The organism is Mesorhizobium tamadayense (assembly GCF_003863365.1).
Lineage (GTDB): Bacteria > Pseudomonadota > Alphaproteobacteria > Rhizobiales > Rhizobiaceae > Mesorhizobium > Mesorhizobium tamadayense.
The window spans coordinates 40,309-58,452 of sequence record NZ_RQXT01000027.1; the positions used below are offsets into that span (position 1 = coordinate 40,309).

The 18,144-nt window shown below is 64.9% G+C and carries 10 protein-coding genes; 8 read left to right on the top strand and 2 right to left on the bottom strand.

Annotated elements, in window-relative coordinates:
• Positions 1-5: 5 nt before the first annotated feature.
• On the bottom strand, positions 6-2,333 hold the full coding sequence (locus EH240_RS20925; protein WP_125002142.1) for a type VI secretion system Vgr family protein: 2,328 nt from the start codon (positions 2,331-2,333) through the stop codon (positions 6-8).
• A 307-nt stretch (positions 2,334-2,640) separates the two neighbouring features.
• Here EH240_RS20925 and tagH point away from each other — a divergent pair, with 307 nt between their 5' ends.
• The 8 genes from tagH to EH240_RS20965 all read left to right on the top strand — a co-directional run bounded on the left by tagH (position 2,641) and on the right by EH240_RS20965 (position 17,377).
• Positions 2,641-3,723 carry a type VI secretion system-associated FHA domain protein TagH gene (tagH, locus tag EH240_RS20930; RefSeq protein WP_125002144.1) on the top strand — a complete coding sequence of 361 codons (1,083 nt, stop codon included), beginning with the start codon at positions 2,641-2,643 and terminating at the stop codon, positions 3,721-3,723.
• A 307-nt stretch (positions 3,724-4,030) separates the two neighbouring features.
• Positions 4,031-5,527 carry a type VI secretion system protein TssL, long form gene (gene tssL / locus EH240_RS20935; protein WP_125002145.1) on the top strand — a complete coding sequence of 499 codons (1,497 nt, stop codon included), beginning with the start codon at positions 4,031-4,033 and terminating at the stop codon, positions 5,525-5,527.
• Positions 5,528-5,552: 25 nt separating this feature from the next.
• The gene (tssM, locus tag EH240_RS20940) at positions 5,553-9,083 is read left to right on the top strand and encodes a type VI secretion system membrane subunit TssM (protein WP_206075301.1); all 3,531 of its coding nucleotides are present in this window, start codon (positions 5,553-5,555) and stop codon (positions 9,081-9,083) included.
• Positions 9,084-9,236: 153 nt separating this feature from the next.
• Positions 9,237-10,016 (top strand): PP2C family protein-serine/threonine phosphatase, encoded by a 780-nt coding sequence (locus EH240_RS20945; RefSeq protein WP_125002149.1) that lies wholly within the window; start codon positions 9,237-9,239, stop codon positions 10,014-10,016.
• Positions 10,013-12,589, top strand: a complete 2,577-nt coding sequence (locus EH240_RS20950) for a serine/threonine-protein kinase (RefSeq protein ID WP_125002151.1) — start codon at positions 10,013-10,015, stop codon at positions 12,587-12,589. Before EH240_RS20945 ends, EH240_RS20950 begins: the two co-directional genes overlap by 4 nt.
• A gap of 12 nt (positions 12,590-12,601) precedes the next feature.
• Positions 12,602-13,102 (top strand): DUF1036 domain-containing protein, encoded by a 501-nt coding sequence (locus tag EH240_RS20955; protein ID WP_245436237.1) that lies wholly within the window; start codon positions 12,602-12,604, stop codon positions 13,100-13,102.
• Positions 13,099-15,528, top strand: a complete 2,430-nt coding sequence (locus EH240_RS20960) for a M23 family metallopeptidase (protein WP_125002153.1) — start codon at positions 13,099-13,101, stop codon at positions 15,526-15,528. Before EH240_RS20955 ends, EH240_RS20960 begins: the two co-directional genes overlap by 4 nt.
• A gap of 229 nt (positions 15,529-15,757) precedes the next feature.
• Positions 15,758-17,377, top strand: coding sequence for a caspase family protein (locus EH240_RS20965; RefSeq protein ID WP_125002155.1), 1,620 nt, complete (start codon positions 15,758-15,760; stop codon positions 17,375-17,377).
• A gap of 137 nt (positions 17,378-17,514) precedes the next feature.
• On the opposite strand, the gene EH240_RS20970 is transcribed toward EH240_RS20965, so the two are convergent.
• Positions 17,515-18,048 (bottom strand): OmpA family protein, encoded by a 534-nt coding sequence (locus EH240_RS20970; RefSeq protein WP_206075302.1) that lies wholly within the window; start codon positions 18,046-18,048, stop codon positions 17,515-17,517.
• Positions 18,049-18,144 lie beyond the last annotated feature (96 nt).

Genomic DNA, 18,144 nt, shown 5'->3' on the forward strand with positions numbered 1-18,144 from the left:
CGCCCTCAATTGTTGTTGATGGTGCTTCCCTTAACGATCACATCGCCGTCGGCCTTGACGGTGATCTTGCCGCTGCCCCTGAGTGTAATATCCTTCCCGTCAGCGACAATGGTGCCGTCCTTTTTCATAGTGATCGACGCCGAGCCGCATTTGAGCGTGATCGAATCGCCCGCTTCGATCATCAGATTCTTGCCAACCTTGATTGAACTGTCTTGGGCAATGTCGATACCGCTGCTCTTCCCGACCTTGAGAGCATGCGCTCCGCCGACATCGGTTCCGTCATCCGCCCCGATCTTGGCCGTTCGTGCCTTTCCTATCTGGGACGACTGTGCCCCTCCGACTGTGAAACTCTGGTCGGCGCCAACATTGACGCTTTGCGCTGCCCCGATATTCCAGCTGTCGGAAGCCCCAATATCGTGGCTCTGATTGGTGCCGACGCTGACGGATCGGGTTATGCCGATGGTGTTCGTCTGAGAAGCGCCAACGGTCCTCGCTTCAGCAGCACCCACAGTGTCCACACGCGCCGCCCCCACCGTCACCGTCTGCACCAGACCCACCGTCTGCGAATGGTTCGCGTCGATGTTTTCCGTCGAATTCGCAACGACGTGGATCGTCTCATTCGCCTGGACCGTCAGCGAGCGGTTCGCGCCCACCGTCTCGGTGTCGTTGCTGCCGATGTTGGTGGTCTGGTCGACGCCGATCTTGACGGTCTTGTTGTTGCCGACGTCCTCGTCGAGGTTGTGGCCGACGGAGTGCTTGGCATCGTGGTCGATGCGGTCGGACTGGTCGTGCTGCACGGTCTTGTTGCGGTCGTGCTTGACCAGCAGGTGGTGGTCCTTCTGCGCCTGGAAATTGACGAGCTCGGAACCGGCCTTGTCCTCGAACATCAGCTCGTTGTAACCACCGCCGCCTTTGGATGAGTTCGACTTCCAGCCCGATTGCGTCGCGTTGGCCGGCAGCCCGTAGGGCGGCATCTCAGCGGCGTTGTAGACCCGGCCGGTGATGATCGGCAGGTCGGGATCGCCCTCGATGAAATCGACGATGACCTCCTGGCCGATGCGCGGGATCTGGATGAAACCCCAGCCGCTGCCGGCCCAGGTCTGCGACACGCGCACGAAGCAGGAAGAGTTCTGGTCCTTCTTGCCGAGCCGGTCCCAATGGAACTGCACCTTCACCCGGGCATATTTGTCGGTGAAGATTTCTTCGCCGGAGGGGCCGACCACCGTCGCCGTCTGCGGCCCGCGCATGATCGGCCGCGGTGTGATGCGCGGCGGCCGGTAGGGCAATTTGGCGGGAGCGACGCCCAGCACGACCTTGAAGTTCTCGGCATGGGCCTCGTTCTGGGTCCTGTAGCCGGGGTCGAACAGCCTGTATTCGGCGCTGATCACCAGATATTCCTGGTTCTGGTCGTCGCGCGGAAAACTTTCCAGCTTGAACTTACAGCCGGAAAAAAGGCCGCGCACCGTGCCCACCGCCGTGCTGCGCTTGTGCACCGCCTGAAGTTCCTCGCGGCGAATCCCCGCAATCGTGTCGCCCCGCCCGACATCGAGATGCGCGCCGGGCTGGCGGTAGTTCTCGCCCGCGGCCTCCTTGTGGCTGAACGGCTGGGCGGACTTCGCCATCAAATCCGCGCCGGGCTTCTCGAAATCATAGTCGGTGTGGGCATAGGCGCCGGGCCGCACCGCGCTGCCCGGAATCCATTCGGTAATGTATTCGACGTCGCGCCGCGAGGCCTGGCCCTCGAAATTATAGAGCACCTTCTCGTAGCCGGGCGCCGGCTTCAGCTTGCTCATCGCATCGCAGAGCACCAGGGTGTGCTTGCCCTCGTCATGCTCGAAGAAATAGAAAATGCCCTCGTGCTCGAGCAGGCGCTGCACGAAATCGAGATCGCTCTCGTCATACTGCACGCAATATTCGCGCGAGGGATAGGAGCCCTGCAGCCGCTTCTCGAATTTCGCGATGCCGTATTTCGAGAAGATCTTCTCGACGATCTCGACCGCCGTCATGTTCTGGAAGATGCGGCAGTCGGTGGTGTTGCCGAGGAACCAGAACCACGGCCTGATCACCGCCTCGTAAAAGGCCAGCCTGTCCTCGATGCGGGTGAGCTTGAACTCCGACACCAGGCCGCTGAACCATCGCTTTGGGTCGGATTCACCCTCGACCGAGACGACGCCGCCCAGCATCTTCAAGGGATCGACATCGTGGCTCTTAGAGACGAAGCCGACCGTATAGGTGAAACAACGGCTGATCTCGTCACGCCCGACGAGATGGGTGAAGGTCAGCGCATCGCCGCCAACCGGCGTTTGCACAACCGTGGCACGTTCGTTCGGCATGGTCGTGCCCCTCCTGGACGCGGCCGCCAGTGTGATGGATCGAAGCCCCCGCTCTGTTAACTGCATCACGTTCGGGGAGTTTTCGAATTCACCGCACCGGACAGGTCCAGCCTAGCACATGTTTGACTGCCGCCAAATAACAGCGAGGGCCAAACCGTCCCCATGCGGGTCGGTGTGAAACGCTCCTCTCCCGCCGCTCTCGCAAACTGCTAGAATGGCTGGAGCATTCCGGGAGAAGCACATAGCGGCTTTCCGTCCGGATTGCGCGAAACAAGGATTTATTTACCAGGTTCAGCGACGTTTCCGGATGTTCATCTCGCTCCAGATCAGCAATGTCGACAGACTGCCCACCGGCAGCCCGACAAGCTACGCCGCCCGCGACCGCAGCTTCGAGATCGGCCGCGAGAATTGCGACTGGACGCTCGCCGACCCGGACAAATTCATCTCGGGCCGGCACTGCGAGGTCCGCTACCAGGCGGGCGCCTTCTGGCTCTACGACGTCTCGCGCAACGGAACCTTCATCAACGGTTCCAGCCAGCGCATGGCCGGTCCGCACCGACTGGCCCATGGCGACCGGGTGCTGATCGGCCGCTATGTCGTCGCGGTGTCGATCGACGAAGAACGACCAGCGACTGGCCATCCGCAAAGCCGGGCCGGATCGACGCAACGCGATCTGCCGCCGTCGACGGGCAGGCCTATCGAATTGGGCAACGAGCCGTTCTTCAGTCCGACGGAACAGCGCACCGGACAGGGAGCGCCGGTATCGACGTCCTCAGCGCTGCGCCAGCCGGCCCCGGCCGTGCCTGCTGGCCGAGCCGCCGACGCCGACACGCTGCTGCGGGATATCGCGAAGGCGGCCGGCATTGCGCCTGACCTGCTTCAGTCGCGCGATCCGCAGGAAGTGGCCGCCGAGATCGGCACGGTGCTCAGAACCACGGTCGAGCAATTGTCGCTGCTGCTCAAGGCGCGCGCGGCGGCCAAGGTGCTGGCCAAAAGCACGCATCGCACAATGATCGGCGCCGAAAACAACAACCCGCTGAAATTCGTTCCCGGCACCGACGACATACTGGAGATCATGTTCGCAAAACGCCGGGCCGGTTATCTCGACGCCGCGCACAGCGTCGAGGACGCCTTCCGGGACCTCAAGACGCACGAATTGGCCACTTACGCCGCCATGCAGGCAGCACTGTCCAGGCTGCTCGACGACCTGTCGCCGGAGGCGATCGCCAGGAAGCTGCCGCCGGCGTCCTTCTCATCCAAGAAAAGCCAGGCGTGGGATGCCCTCGTCGCCACTTGGCGGACGATGGAGGAGAAGCACGAAAACGGCATGCTCGACGTCTTCCTGGCTTATTTCAGCGAAGCCTACGCCAAGGCCGACAAGCTGAAATAGCCAACCAGGTCAGCCGATCAAGGCGCTATGTGACGGGTCTCACAGAAGAACCCGTCGCTTCGATCATCCTGCTTTCCGATTTCAATCAGCTGCCTGATTTCAATTAGGTGCTTGGGCGGTTAGGATGACGCACGGAAGCTTGCCTGGCGGGCAAAGCGGCGTGGCTTGGGGCGTATGCAGCAATGTCATGTTTCGGCGAGATGAGCCTTTCCATCCGGCCCGCCGCCAACTCTTGGCCTGAAAAGCGCGAAGCCGCCCTCTTTCCCCGCCGAAGAAATATTCGCCGCACCGCGACGGTGGACCGCCGATGAGCTCGAAGGACGATCCCTCCCGGCCGGCGGACAAGACCGTCATCCGCGCGCCACGGCCAAGACAACGATCACCTGTGGCTCCCGAGAGCGCCTCTTCAGGTGGCCTTGTGCCGGCAGCCAGGGAATCGACGGTGTTCGACCCCGGCGTCGGCCGGCAGATGCCGACCGGCTGGTCGACCGGGACGGTGGTCGTTCAAGGTGTGGCTCCGGCCGCGGCTGCTGCCTCAACGCCCGCGCTGCAGCAGGAAATACTGCTCCACGCTACGGATGGCGTGAAATACGCCGCGTCAAATCCAATTCTCGCTGCCGCCGCGCCCCTGCTCGTGCTGTTCGGTCAGTTGCGGCTGATGCCGGTCGAGCGGCAAGCGGCGCCGCTGGCGGAGCACATCGCCGAAGCGGTCGAGACGTTCGACCGGGAAATGGCGAAAGCCGGCATCGCCGAGGAGGACGGCAGAATCGCGAGATTCGCCCTTTGCGAGACGGCCGACGATCTCGTCGGCAACCTGCCTTGGCCGAAGGACGACGCCTGGAGCGGGCACAGCCTGGTGACGCGGTTCTTCCACACCAAGCCCACAGGCGCCGGTTTCTATGGGGCGCTGAACAAGATCCTGGGCAGCCCGGAATCGCATTTCGACCTGCTCGAGCTGATGCATGCCTGCCTGTCGCTCGGCTTCGAAGGCCAGTATCGCGGACGGGCCGGCGAACGGGACGATCTCGAACACATCCGGCGCGACGTCTACGACACGATCCGGTACTTCAGGCCGCGCGCCGGGGACGACATCTCGCCCCATTGGCAAGGCATGGCGGCGACGCTGTCGAAGCCGAGGGCGCGGCTGCCGCTATGGGCGGTCGCGGCAGCCGCCGCGACGCTGGTGACGGTGGCGTTCTTCGGGTTACGGGTCCTGATCACCGACGAGGGCGACGTGACCGCTGGCGAATTGCTGGCGCTCAACCCATCGACGCCAGTCACCATCGAGCGCGCCAGCGTAGCGGCGCTCGCCGAGCCCGCGGAAGCCGCCCCGCCGCCGCCTGTCGTCCCCACCACCACCCAGATCGACCGCATCCGGGCGGCTTTAGCCAAGGAGATCGCCGGCGGCGGGCTGACGGTCGGCACGAAGGGCAACTTCATCGTGGTGGAAGTCAACAATCAGCTGCTCTTCGCGCCCGGGCAGGCGGAGCTGAAACCGGAATTCCAGCCCATCGCGGCGGACATTGCCACGGCGCTCAATGCCGAGCCCGGACCAATCCGGATCGTCGGCCACACCGACAATGTGAAGCCGAAGAAGTCGAGCCGGTTCAAATCCAACTTCGATCTTTCCGTCGCTCGCGCCAAAGCCGTCCAGACGATGATGGCGAAAGAACTCAAGGAGCCGTCGCGGATCACGGTCGACGGCAAGGGCGAGGACGAACCGATCGCCGACAATGCAACCCCGGACGGCCGCGCGAAAAACCGCCGCGTCGACGTGATGATCCCGAAGGAGGAGACGTTGTGAGCGGGTGCGGCGGGGAGCGGCACTGATGCGCTGGGCGCTGCGGATATTCAGCCTGTTGGCGCTCGCCGGTTTCTCGGCGGCCGTCTGGTATGCCGGGCCACTGATCCGCTTCGCCGATTCCCGTCCGCTCGAACCGGTCTGGCTCAGGGCGGCAATCATCGGCGTGACCGTCGCGCTGCTCGCGCTCTTCTACGGCATCCGCTTCCGGCAAGGGCGCAAGGCGCAAAAGGCGCTCGAAAAAGCGATCACGCGCAGCGACGACCGGAACGACGATTCACAAGTGCTCGAGGCGCGCATGGGCGAGGCCATCGCGACGCTGAAGCAGTCGAGCGGCAAGCGCAATTTCCTCTATGATATCCCCTGGTACATCATCATCGGCCCGCCGGGAGCCGGCAAGACGACGGCGCTGGTCAATTCGGGGCTGAAGTTCCCGCTTGCCGGCTCCGGCAATGCCCAGCCGGTAGCCGGTATCGGCGGCACGCGGTCCTGCGACTGGTGGTTCACCGATGATGCCGTGCTGATCGACACTGCCGGCCGCTATACGACGCAGGATTCGGACGCCCAACGCGACAAGGCGAGCTGGCTCGCCTTCCTGGGGCTGCTCAAGAAATTCCGCACCAGGCAGCCGATCAATGGCGTGATCCTCGCCATCAGCCTTGCCGACCTCATCGGCCTGGACGACCAGCAGCTCGACGCGCATGTCACCGAAATAAGAAGCCGCCTGCGGGAGCTGCACGAGACGCTGAAGATCCAGTTCCCGGTCTACCTGCTCTTCACCAAGGCCGACCTCGTCGCCGGCTTCATGGACTATTTCGGCGATTTCGACGAAGCCAGCCGGCGCAAGGTGTGGGGCGCGACCTTCCAGACCACCGACCGCAACAGGAACATGGTCGGCGAGGCCCCGGCCGAGTTCGACGCGCTGGCCAGGCAACTGGCGGATGAGATCGCCGACCGCCTGCAGGACGAGGCCGATCCGGTGGCGCGCATCGCGATCTTCGGCTTCCCGGCGCAGTTCGGGGCGCTGAAGGCCCGCATCGTGCGTTTTGTCACCAGCCTGTTCGATGCCTCGCGGGCCCAGGTGAACGTCAGCCTGCGCGGGCTTTATTTTTCCTCGGGCACGCAGGAAGGAACGCCCATCGATCAGGTGCTGGGCGCGATCGGCCGCAGTTTCGGCCGTGCTTCCCAGGCGCATCTTTCCGGCACCGGCAAGAGCTTCTTCCTGCATGATCTTCTGGCGAAGGTGATCTTTCCCGAGGCAGGCTGGGTCTCGTTCGACAGGGTCGCAGAGCGGCGCGCCAGGCTAGCCAGATTTGGCAGCCTCGCCGCGATCGCGCTGGCGGCTTTAGCGGCGCTCGGCGTGCTGGGCTTCAGCTTCTCGGCCAACAAGTCGCTGATCGCCTCCACAAGGCAGGCGATGGCGCAGTACCGTCAGAGCGCGGATTCGCTGCTCAAGAGCACGACCGTGACCGACGTCGATCTCGAGAACGTCATCGGTCCGCTCGACCAGTTGCGCAACCTGCCGGCTGGATATGAAACCGCCGGCCAATCGAAGCCGGTCGAGGAGAGTTTCGGGCTCAGCCAGCGGGAGAGACTTCTGTCGGCGTCCAAAACCGCCTACCGGCAGGCGCTTGAGCGAAGCTTCCGCTCCCGGCTGCTGGTTCAGGCCGAGCGCACGATCCAGGCCAAGATGGCCGACCCGATCTCGCTTTACGAGCCGCTGAAGATCTATCTGATGCTGGGCGGCAAGGCGCCAAAGGTCGACGACGAGCTGATCGTCTCCTGGATGAAGCAGGACTGGGAGGAAAACCGCTACCCGGGCGAGAACAACCGTGAGGGCCGGGCGCAGCTCGAAAAGCATCTGCGCGCCATGCTCACGCTCGACGATGCCTACGACCCGGTGTTCGAGCTCAACCAGCCGCTGGTCGAGGCAGCGCAACGCTCGCTCGGACGCATGAGCCTTGCCGACCGCGCGTCGGCGCTGATCAGGTCGGCGGTCTACGCGGCAAGGCTCGGGGACTTTTCCGTTGCCGCGAAAGCCGGCGCGGAGGCGCAACTCCTGTTCGAACGCATGGACGGCGGCGAGCTTTCCGACCTTCGCGTTCCCGGCCTCTACACCCGGGCCGGCTTCAACGGCTTCTACCTGCCGCAGCTCTCACGCATCGCGCAGATGCTGGTCGACGATCAATGGGTTCTCGGCGGCGGCGGCGAGCGGGGCGGCATCGATGAGGACCTGCCCAGGCTCGGCCCCGACCTCATCGACCGCTACGGCAAGGAATTCGCTTCCGCCTGGAATGGCGCCCTCGACCTGCTGAAGTTGAAGGCGATGCTGAAGGACAAGCCGCAATATATCGCGCTCTCCGCCGCAGCCTCGCCGGACTCGCCGCTGGACCGGCTGTTCACGGCGATCGCCGATGAAACCGCGTTGACGAAGGACGGCGCCGCCTCCGAAGCCGGGACCGGCGCGGCAGAGCAGGACCCAGCGGGCATGGCCAAGGGCCTGGCCCGCATCGGGCTGCAGAGCGCCCGCGGCAAGTCGCAAAGCCGCGCGGGCACAAGCTCGCCCGCCACGCAGAACGCCGGCGCCACCGTGGAAGCACAGTTCAGGCCGTTCCAGGCGCTGGCGAGCGGCTCTGCCGGCCATCGGCCGATCGATGCGCTGACGCAGAATTTCCACGACGTCTACCAGAGCGTGAAGCTCGCGGCCGACGTCCCCGCGCAGACGGAGCGCGTCAACGCGAACCTCAAGCTGCAGATCTCGACGCTGCGCGCCAATGCCTCGCGCCTGCCCAGGCAGCTCGCGCGCATGATCGATGCGGCCGCGGACGAGTTTGAGGGCAATGTCGCCGAGACCTCTGTCGCCAATCTCAACCAGACGCTCGATGAGACGGTCACGCGCCCCTGCGAGGAGGCGGTCAACCGCCATTATCCCTTCGCCGGCGACGGCACGGAGGAAATCTCTCTTGCCGATTTCGCCAAGCTGTTCGCGCCAGGCGGCCTGATGGACCGGTTCTTCGCGCAGAACCTTGCGCCGCTGATCGACATGACGGGCCAGGACTGGACCTGGAAGCAGGATGCGCGCTCCGGCCGCGACCTCGCCAAGTCGACCTTGAAAGCGTTCCAGTCGGCGGCGGAAATCCGCAGCGCCTTCTTTCCTTCCGGCGGTTCGGCGCCGTCGGTCTCGATCACCTTCACGCCCACTTCGCTCAACAGCGAGGCCGACAGCGCGGTGCTCAATGTCGACGGGCAGACGGTGCAGAGCACGCAGGCCGGCAATGCGCCGAGCACGGTGAAATGGCCGAGCGGCACCGCTTCCGGATCCGCGAGCCTCAGCCTGAGGCCGGAAATGCCGGGCCGCGAATCCGCCTTGAAATTCGAGGGGCCGTGGGCCTTGAAGCGCCTGCTGGACAAGGCGAGCGTCACCGGCGACGGCGGCGACGCCGAAGCGCGCTTCGTGATCGGCGGACGCGACGTTGCCTTCAAGATGGAGACCGGATCGGGGGCCAATCCCTTCCTGCTTCCCGCCTTGTCAGGCTTCAGCTGTCCGAAGGCGTTCTGAGATGGCGCTATCACGGTCGACCGGATCGTTCCCGAGCAGCGCCGGCTCTGGTCTTCATTTCGGTACTCTAATGTATGCGCTTGTGGCAAAGTGGCCTGGGCACGCGGCCCATGGTTCGTCACAGAGGACGCTCGCGAAGCGCTTGGTGGCAAATTGAGCACTGTCGCCCTTCCCATCGAGAGCTTCGGCGTGAGCCACAAGGGTTGTGTGCGCGACCACAACGAGGACAATTACCTGGTCGAGCCACGGACCGGCCTTTGGGTGGTGGCTGACGGAATGGGCGGCCATGAGGCCGGAGAAGTGGCTTCGGCCAGCATCGTCGACCATCTGGCGACAATCGGCATCGCCAGTTCGGCGCCGGACCTTCGCGCGCGCTTCGAGGACCGGCTGAGCCGCGCCAATGCCGAGATCCGCAACATATCGCGGTCGCGCGGCATCACCATCGGCTCGACCTTCGCCGCCCTGCTCGCTATGGACGGGCGGTTCGCGGGCCTATGGGCCGGCGACAGCCGCATCTATCTGGTGCGCGGCGGCGCGATCTCGCAGATTTCCAAGGATCATACCGAAGTCCAGGAGCTTCTCGATCGCGGCATGATCAGCGCGGAGGAAGCGCTCACCTGGCCGCGCCGCAACGTGATCACGCATGCGGTCGGCGTCAACGATGAGCTCGAGATCGATTTCCAGCAGGGCGAGCTGATGCCGGGCGATGTTTTTGTTCTGAGCACCGACGGGCTCACCGCGCATGTCAGCGACACCGAGATCGAGGCGGCGGTCAGGTCCGAGCCGCCGCAGGCGGCGTGCGAAAAGCTGCTGGAGACGGTGCTGGCGCGCGGCGGAACGGACAATGTCACCATCGTGCTGGTGAGGGTCGGCGATGGACGCGACGGATCGCTCCATGCGGATCGGTCCAAGGCGGAAGGCCAAGGTAGATGAGCGACGACGACAAGACGCGGATTTCGCCGAACCTCGGCTATACCGGCGTCGGAACGCAGCTTAGCGGCATTTACGAACTCGACGAGCGGATCGCGTCCGGCGGCATGGGCGAGGTGTATCGCGGCCACAATATCCAGACCGGCGACCATGTCGCGATCAAGATCGTGCTGCCCGAGTTCGCCCGCGACCAGACGATCCTGTCGCTGTTCCGCAAGGAGGCGTCGATCCTCAACCACCTGTCGCATGACGCGGTGGTGCGATACCACGTCTTCACCATCGATCCGGGGATCGGCCGCCCCTACCTCGCCATGGAGTTCGTGGATGGCCAGTCGCTGTTCGACGTCATGCGGCGCGGCCCCATGTCGCCGCCTGATGTGCGCAGGCTTTGCCATCGCCTCGCCTCGGGCTTGAGCGCGGTCCACCAGGCCGGCGCGGTCCACCGCGACCTCTCGCCCGACAACATCATCCTGCCGGGAGGCCGGGTCGAGCGCGCCAAGATCATCGACTTCGGCATCGCGCGCTCGGCGAATGTCGGCGGCGAGACGCTGATCGGCGGAAAGTTCGCCGGCAAATACAATTACGTCTCGCCCGAGCAACTCGGCCTCTATGGCGGCGACGTCAGCGAGCAGTCCGACATCTACAGTCTCGGACTGGTGCTGGCCGCCGCGCTGCGCGGAAAACCGCTCGACATGAGCGGCTCGCAATACGAGGTCATCGAAAAGCGCCGGACCGTGCCGGACCTTTCCGACATCGACCCCGATTTCCGCGAGATCATCGACGCGATGCTGCAGCCGGATCCTCAAGACCGGCCGGCAAGCATGGCCGAGATCGCCAGGGCAACACGCGACGACGATCTCGACGCGACCTTACCGCCGCCCGGATCGTTTGTTCCGCGCGAACGATCCGGCTTGCCACGCGCCGGCTGGACCGCGCTGCCCAGCTCCAGCCCCGAGCCTTCGACGGGCCCCGACGAACCACTTTTCGTCCCGCATGTGCGGCCGGCGCATCTGTCGGAGCCGCGGCCTTCGCCGGCGGCTGCTCAGCCAAGGGCCGCCGCGCCCGCAGTGCAGAAAAAGGCTTCGCGAATTCCGGCAATCGCCGGCGGCGTCGCCGTGCTGGCCCTCGTCGCCTCCGCGGGCCTTTACTTCAGCGGTATCCTGACATCTCCGGAACCGGTCGCGGAAAAACCCGCGCCGCTTGAACCGAAGCCTGTGCCGAAACCTGTTCCGGAGGCGCCCAACCCCGTTGCGGAGGCGCCCAAGGTTCAACCTGACAAGCCGAAACCTGAGCCGGCGAAGCCCGCCTCGCCCACTTCGCCGCCGACCGAACCCGCCGAGAAACAGGCGGAAGCCGCGACAGGGCAAAAGCCCGAGCCGACGCAGTCTGCCGAACCCGTGCCGAAATCCAAGCCCGAGGCGCCGCCAGCAACGGAGGTCCAAGAGCCAGCCCAGAAGACGACGCCCGCCCTCCAGCCGCAGAGCCCTGCCGGCGACAACCAGGTCTCGCAGCAGGCGGAGGCCGAACCCGCACAGCCGCCAATAGGGAAATCGCCGGCTCCCCTGCCGAAGGCGGCGGAAAATCAGAAGCCGGCTCAATCAGCCAACGAGGCGCCGGCGGCCAAGGCGTCAGGATCGAGCCAGACAGAGGCGGAAAATGCCCCGCAGGCAAAACCGCCTGCGACCAAGCCCAGCGCATCGGACCTCGTCGAAGCTCTGTCCAAGTTGCCCAAGCCGAAGACTCCCTCGCCCGCGGAAAGCCCGGCACCGGCGTCGCCTCCCAGCCAGCCGAAGGCACCCGAAGCGGCTGGCCAGCCGGCAACGCCGAGCGCGTCGCCACAACCGGCGCAGCAGCCACCGCCTGTAACCAAGCAACCTCAGAATACGGACGTCGCCATCAACCTGCCCAAGCCGGAGGTTCCGCCGCCGGCAAACAACAATGGCGAGCTGGCTCAGCGTGCCTCCTGGGTGCGCGACTTCAGCGGCGGCGACTGCTTCTATGCGACGCTGACATCGGCGACGGACAGCGCCGCAGCGATCGAAGGCTTCGGAACCGCGGTGCAGCCCTTCGAGCAGATGCTCAACGATTTCCAATCCAGGTTCCATCTCGAGCCAGACATCAGCGTGCGTCTCATCGACCAGCCGCAATGCGAGGTGACCAACTTCCTGCGCTTGCTCGACCGGAGCGGGGCCGAGAGGCCGCAACTCGTTCTCGACCGGTCGTCCGTGCCGGACGGCTCGCCGATCAGCGGCACGCTGGCGACACGCGGCGGGCTGATTTCCAACGTGATGCTGATCGACCACAAGGGCGTCGCCTTCAACCTCGACGACCGCATGGTCGCGCAACCGGACAAGGCGACGTTCAGCATCCCGATCGGTCTCGCCGCCGCCGACAAGGCGGCCGGCAAGGCCGTGCCGCAGATCATGCTGGTGATCACCGGGCCCAAGGACATCCAGGCCGCGATGTTCTCGAGGCCGACGCCGGCCTCGGAGCTGCTGCCCAAGATCCTCGAGGAGATCGAGGCTGACGGTTCCCAATTCGCCGCCACGGCCAAGTATTTCCGGCTTGGCGGATAAGCATGGACGCCGATGGAACTCCGCTACCCGCGTTCTTCCTCTCCGTCACCGCCATGCAAGAAGCGTGGCCGGGTTCGAATTTGGCCTGACCCCACCGGCCGGACGAAGCTTGCCGCGCTTGTTGGCGGGGCGCTGCTCTCGATCCTCACCGCCGGCAGGGCCCATGCCGAATTCACCGTCTGCAACCAGACGCTCGACGTCGTCAACCTCGCCGTCGGACAGAAGGTCGACGATGCCGACCAGACCGACGGCTGGTGGACTATCGGCGCCAACCAATGCGTCAACGTCATCCGCGAGGAGCTGACCAACCGCTACATCTACATCTACGCCACGGACGTCTTCGGCCACGCGATCCTGAACGGATCGACCGAGATGTGCATCGGCCGCCGCCGCTTCTCAATCCGCGGCATCGACGAGTGCTGGCAGCGCGGCCATATCGCCGCGCGCTTCGTCGAGGTCGACACGCAGGAGCAGGCACGCTGGACCTATTTCCTGACCGGAAGCAGCCCGTGACGCACAGCATCGACACGAGCTTCAAATTGAAGAAGCAGGCGCGCCTGGCCGAGCGCCGGCGCAAGCGGTGGCGCTGGGTCCTTTCCGGCGTTGCCGCGCTCGCCGTCGTTTCAATCGCGACGGGTTTCTACCTGACCAGGGACTACTGGTCGTTCGGCGACGAGGACGAGGAGCTGCATCCTGTCGAGGGCATGGAAGACGTGCCGCCCGACGCCTCGGTTTATGTGCCGGCGATCATCGATCTTGCGGGGGATCCGATGTGGATCACGCTGGCACCCGATGCCGACAACGCAACGAAGGGCCGCGCCGTCGCGCGTCCGGCCGAGCTCGACGGTTCCGGCGCCTCGCCGCAGATCGAGATCCTCTCCGACGTGATGCTGAGCGCCAGCGAGAAATTCATGACCACGATTCCGTCGACGCAGGAGGATTTCGCCTTCTTCCAGGCGCAGCGGCAGGCTGCCCCGAAGCCTTCGGCGACAGCTCCTGATGATCAGGAGTTGGCGCCGCCCGCTCCGACTGCGGCCGACGATCAGCAAGGCGATCTGGAGAACGATCTCCAGCCGGCGCCGGACGAGAGCGACGCCCCTGCCGGTTCGGCGCCCAAGGCGGACGTCGACGACCCGGAAGCGGGCTGGGGCGAGACCATCGACCAGGGCGAGGCGGCGCTTCCCGCCTTCACGAAGACCCAGATCGAGAACAACATCACTGTTGCCACCGTCACCAGCGAATACCAGCGCTTCGAGGCGACCGAGGATACGTTCGTGAAGATCCTCAACGACCGCACCCTGGACAGCGTCGCGCTCGACGCGCATTTTTCCGCGGACGATGCGAAGCTCGCCGGCGAGGCGCTGAAGGCGCTGTTCAGCCGCGACGGCCTGGGGGCGGGCTTTGTCGTGGCCATGCGCGGTTTCAGACCGAACCGTGAGACGACGACCATGTCGCTCATGCAGGTCTCGGTCTATGCCAGGAATGTCTATGTCGGCACGCTGGCGCGCAATGCGGCTGGCGCCTTCGTCTCGGGCGTCGATCCTTGGGTGCGCGAGGACCTGTTCAACTATTCCGGCGCATCCGACGTGGGCGGACCCAAGCGGCAGTATCGCCTGCTCGACGCGATCTATTCTACGGCCGCGCGCAACAAGGTTCCGACCAGCGTGATCGGCGAGGCGATCATGTACCTGTCGCGGGGACAGGATCTCGACGCCTTCGCCAGCGAGGACCAGCGGCTGGTGCTGATCTATTCGCAGACGCCGCGCGGCCAGGGCGAGATCTCCGGACGGGTCCTCTATGTCGGCGTCCAGGGCGCGGAGAAGAACCTCGCCTGTTTCGTCTTCCAGCAGAGCGACGGGCAGTATGCCTGCGTCACGGGCAATGACGAGGTTCGTTCGCTGACCGTGACCAACGGCATGGTCACGCCGGTGAGCGGGGTGATGACCTCCACCTTCGGCCCGCGCAAGCACCCCATCCTCGGCACGGTTCGCATCCATAAAGGCGTCGACTGGGCTGCTCCGGTCGGCACGCCGATCGTGGCCGCCTTCGACGGCGAGATCACCTTCCAGGGCGATGGCGGCGGCTATGGCAATCTGGTGAAGATCGCGCATGCCTACGGGCGCGAGACGCGCTACGCGCATATGCAAAAATTCGCCATCGCGAGCGGCGTCGGCACAAAGGTGAAAGCCGGCGACGTCATCGGCTATATCGGCACCACGGGGCTTTCAACCGGCCCGCATCTGCATTTCGAACTCTACCAGAGCGGCGAGGCGATCGATCCGCTGGGGACGGTCACCACGGTTGCCGCCTATGCTTCCGGTGGTTCCGGCGGTTCCGGCGATGCTGCCGTCGAGACGCTGACCGACCGCATCGTCCATGTCGAAAGCGGCGGCAGCGCGCGAGCCAAGAACCCGCTCTCCTCGGCGACCGGCGCCGGCCAGTTCATCTCCAAGACCTGGGTCCGGATGATGAACACCTACCGGCCCGATCTCGCCCGCTCGCTGTCGACGGCCGATCTGCTCGCGCTTCGCTACGATGCCACGCTTTCGCGCGAGATGGTGCGCAACCTGGCGCGCGAAGGCGAAGCCTATCTTCGCGCGCGCGGCCACCAGATCACCGCCGGGCGGCTCTATCTCTGCCATTTCCTGGGCATGGAAGGCGCGGCCCAGGTGCTGGGGGCGTCAGGCTCGACGCAACTGAACGCCGTTCTGGGATCAGCCGTCATCCAGGCCAACCCGTTCCTCACCGGCAAGACCGCCGGCTACGTCATCGACTGGGCCGAGCGGAAGATGGGACATAAGGCCCCTCGGATTGCAACCGACGCCAGCCAGCAGCCGACCACGACCGAAGTCCGGCAGACGTCGCCGGAGTTCGAAAAATACAAGCAGGCAATAACGGCGCTCGTCAATTCGATTGAAAACACACTGGAGCCTGGTTAACCGCAGGTTTCGGCCCACCCACATATCGCGTCCGGCAGCCAGGCCGTTTGGTTTCCACGCTCGCGAATGGTATATTAGCGCACGGTTACAAAGTTTTTTGTGAACCAAAACTGTGGTCGAGATCACATACGTTCAGAAGCCATTTTTGGCAGAAGCGACTTTGTCGCCAGCGGAATTTAGCATGCGCAGACACCGATAGCGCGCCCCTAAGGGGCGGAGGGGCTGATCCATGAAAACGTTCGCCGTCCTTGTGAGTGGACTTATCCTATTTGTCCTTGCCGCGTTCGGCGCCGAGGCCGCCGCGCCGGACGCCGCCAAGCGCGTCGCGCTGGTCATCGGCAACAGCAAATATGTCAACGCCGTGCCGTTGCCCAACCCGGCCAACGACGCGCACCTCATCGCATCGACGCTGCGCAATGCCGGCTTCGAGGTGATCGAAGGCGTCGACCAGGACAATGCCGGCATGCACAGCCTGATCAGCCGGTTCACCGAGGAATCCTACAATGCCGATCTCGCCGTCATCTTCTATGCCGGCCACGGCATGCAGGTCGACGGCAGGAACTATCTGATCCCGGTCGATGCCGAGCTGACGTCACCGGCCTATCTCAAGACCCGCACCGTCCAGATCGACGAATTCATGGCGGCGCTGCCGCCCGATCCGGCGGTCGGCGTGATCATCCTCGATGCCTGCCGCGACAATCCGCTGGCAAGGACGCTGGCCGCCTCGCTGCCGAAGAGCCGCTCGCTTGGAGCAGGCCTGGCTCCGGTCGAAGCGAAAGCGGACGGCGTCGGCACCGGCGGCGTGCTCATAGCCTATGCAACGGACCCCGGCGCCATCGCCTTCGACGGCAACGGCGTCGACAGCCCATACTCGCTGGCTCTCGCCAAGCACCTGACCGAACCCGGCGTCGAGATCCAGAGCGCCTTGACGCGGGTGCGCGGCCAGGTGACGGAGGCCACGCAAGGCCGGCAGCGGCCCTGGCACAATGCATCGCTGGGACGCGAGGTTTTTCTGGGCAAGTCCGCAGCGCAACCAGCCGCGCCTGTCACGGCGCCCGGCGCCGACGCAGCCAAGACCACGGCAGCTCCTGCTCCGGTGGCCAGCGAGCCGCCGTCCTGGGAGGTCGAGCAGCGCCTGTGGGACGAGGCCTCGAAGAAGAACACCATCCCGTTCTACGAAGCCTATCTCGAACAGTTCCCGAACGGCCGCTTCGCCACCGTGGCCAAGCTCAACATCGATCAGTTGAAGGACCCGAAGGCCGGCAAGCAGGTCGCGGCCCTCGACACGGACGCAGCAAACGCCAATTTAGGCTCGGCCGTCCGCACCTCGGTCGGCATCACCGACGAGATGAAGCAGACGCCGGGCACCGAGCTGACGGAAGGCGCGATCGGGCTCGATCGCAAGGGCCGCATCGACCTGCAGCTGCGCATCGAGGCGCTGGGCAACGAGCTTGGCCAGGTCGACGGCAATATCGGTCCCAAGACCCGCCAGGCGATCGGCGTCTGGCAAGGCAAGAACGGCCTGCCGCAGACCACCTATCTGACGCGCGAGCAGCTGGCGTTCCTGGTGATCCAGACCGACCCGATGATGGATGCAGTGCGCGCCAGGCAAGCCGCCGATCAGGCCCGCACCGCACCGACCAAAAAACAGGTGGTTCAGAAGACCCGCACGCTGAAGCCGGTAGCGGAAAAGCCGCGCAGGAAGCAGCAGGTCGTCCAGCGGAGGCGCAACAGCGAGACCGTGGTTCGCGAGGAAGGCCCGCCGCCGAACGACAACAACGACTTCCTGACCAAGGCGCTGATCTTCGGCACCGGTGTCGCGGTGGGCGGCGTGCTCAACAAGCCGTAGTTTTTTCACGCAATTCCGGACGGAAAACCGCCACGCACTTTTCCTGGAATTGTTCTAACAGAAACGGGAGTCCGGCGCCTGTCGAGGCTGGACTCCCCTCGACCGCTCGGCGCAGGTCGGCGACTTGTGCTGGCGGCTTATTCCGTCCTGATCCGCATCTCAACCCGGCGGTTGACCGGATCGTAGGGATTGGCGACGCGCGGGTGCGATTTGCCCAGGCCGATCGCTTCGAGCCGGGCGGCCGGGACGCCGTTCGCGGTCAGGAAGGCGGCCACCGATTGCGCCCTGCGTTGCGACAGGTTCTGATTGTAGCGATCCGGCCCGGAAGCATCGGTGTGGCCTTCGACGACGAAGCTGAACGTGCTCAGCCGGTTGTCCCTCAGCGCCTTGGCGAACTCGTCGAGCTCGGCGCGCGCGGTCTGGTCGAGCTGGGCGGAATCCAGCCCGAAATTGATCATCATATCGAGCCCGGTCCTGGTGGGGGCCGCGTTCTTGTCGTTCTTGCTCTTGCACTCTTCCTCGGTGCCGACACAGATGCCGCGCGACGCGCCGAGATTGCCCTGGCCGGCGAAGAACTTCACGATGTCTTCCGATTTCTGAAGCGGATCGGCGGAAACGTGCGTGGAAAAAAGCACGGCCGCCAATGCAAAGGCTGAGCTGGCCCACCGCATGACCGTTACTCCTTGTTTGAGCGGATCAAGGCGGGTCGCGCCACGCCTTAGGTCTTCTTTTCATGCATGCCGTTCCCCCAAAACCGCTGCGCACTT

What these genes read in the sequence shown, in the direction of transcription:
- EH240_RS20925 (WP_125002142.1), bottom strand. Translation starts at nt 2,333, where the DNA reads ATGCCGAACGAACGTGCCACGGTTGTGCAAACGCCGGTTGGCGGCGAT.
- tagH (WP_125002144.1), top strand. Translation starts at nt 2,641, where the DNA reads ATGTTCATCTCGCTCCAGATCAGCAATGTCGACAGACTGCCCACCGGC.
- tssL (WP_125002145.1), top strand. Translation starts at nt 4,031, where the DNA reads ATGAGCTCGAAGGACGATCCCTCCCGGCCGGCGGACAAGACCGTCATC.
- tssM (WP_206075301.1), top strand. Translation starts at nt 5,553, where the DNA reads ATGCGCTGGGCGCTGCGGATATTCAGCCTGTTGGCGCTCGCCGGTTTC.
- EH240_RS20950 (WP_125002151.1), top strand. Translation starts at nt 10,013, where the DNA reads ATGAGCGACGACGACAAGACGCGGATTTCGCCGAACCTCGGCTATACC.
- EH240_RS20955 (WP_245436237.1), top strand. Translation starts at nt 12,602, where the DNA reads ATGGAACTCCGCTACCCGCGTTCTTCCTCTCCGTCACCGCCATGCAAG.
- EH240_RS20965 (WP_125002155.1), top strand. Translation starts at nt 15,758, where the DNA reads ATGAAAACGTTCGCCGTCCTTGTGAGTGGACTTATCCTATTTGTCCTT.
- EH240_RS20970 (WP_206075302.1), bottom strand. Translation starts at nt 18,048, where the DNA reads ATGCGGTGGGCCAGCTCAGCCTTTGCATTGGCGGCCGTGCTTTTTTCC.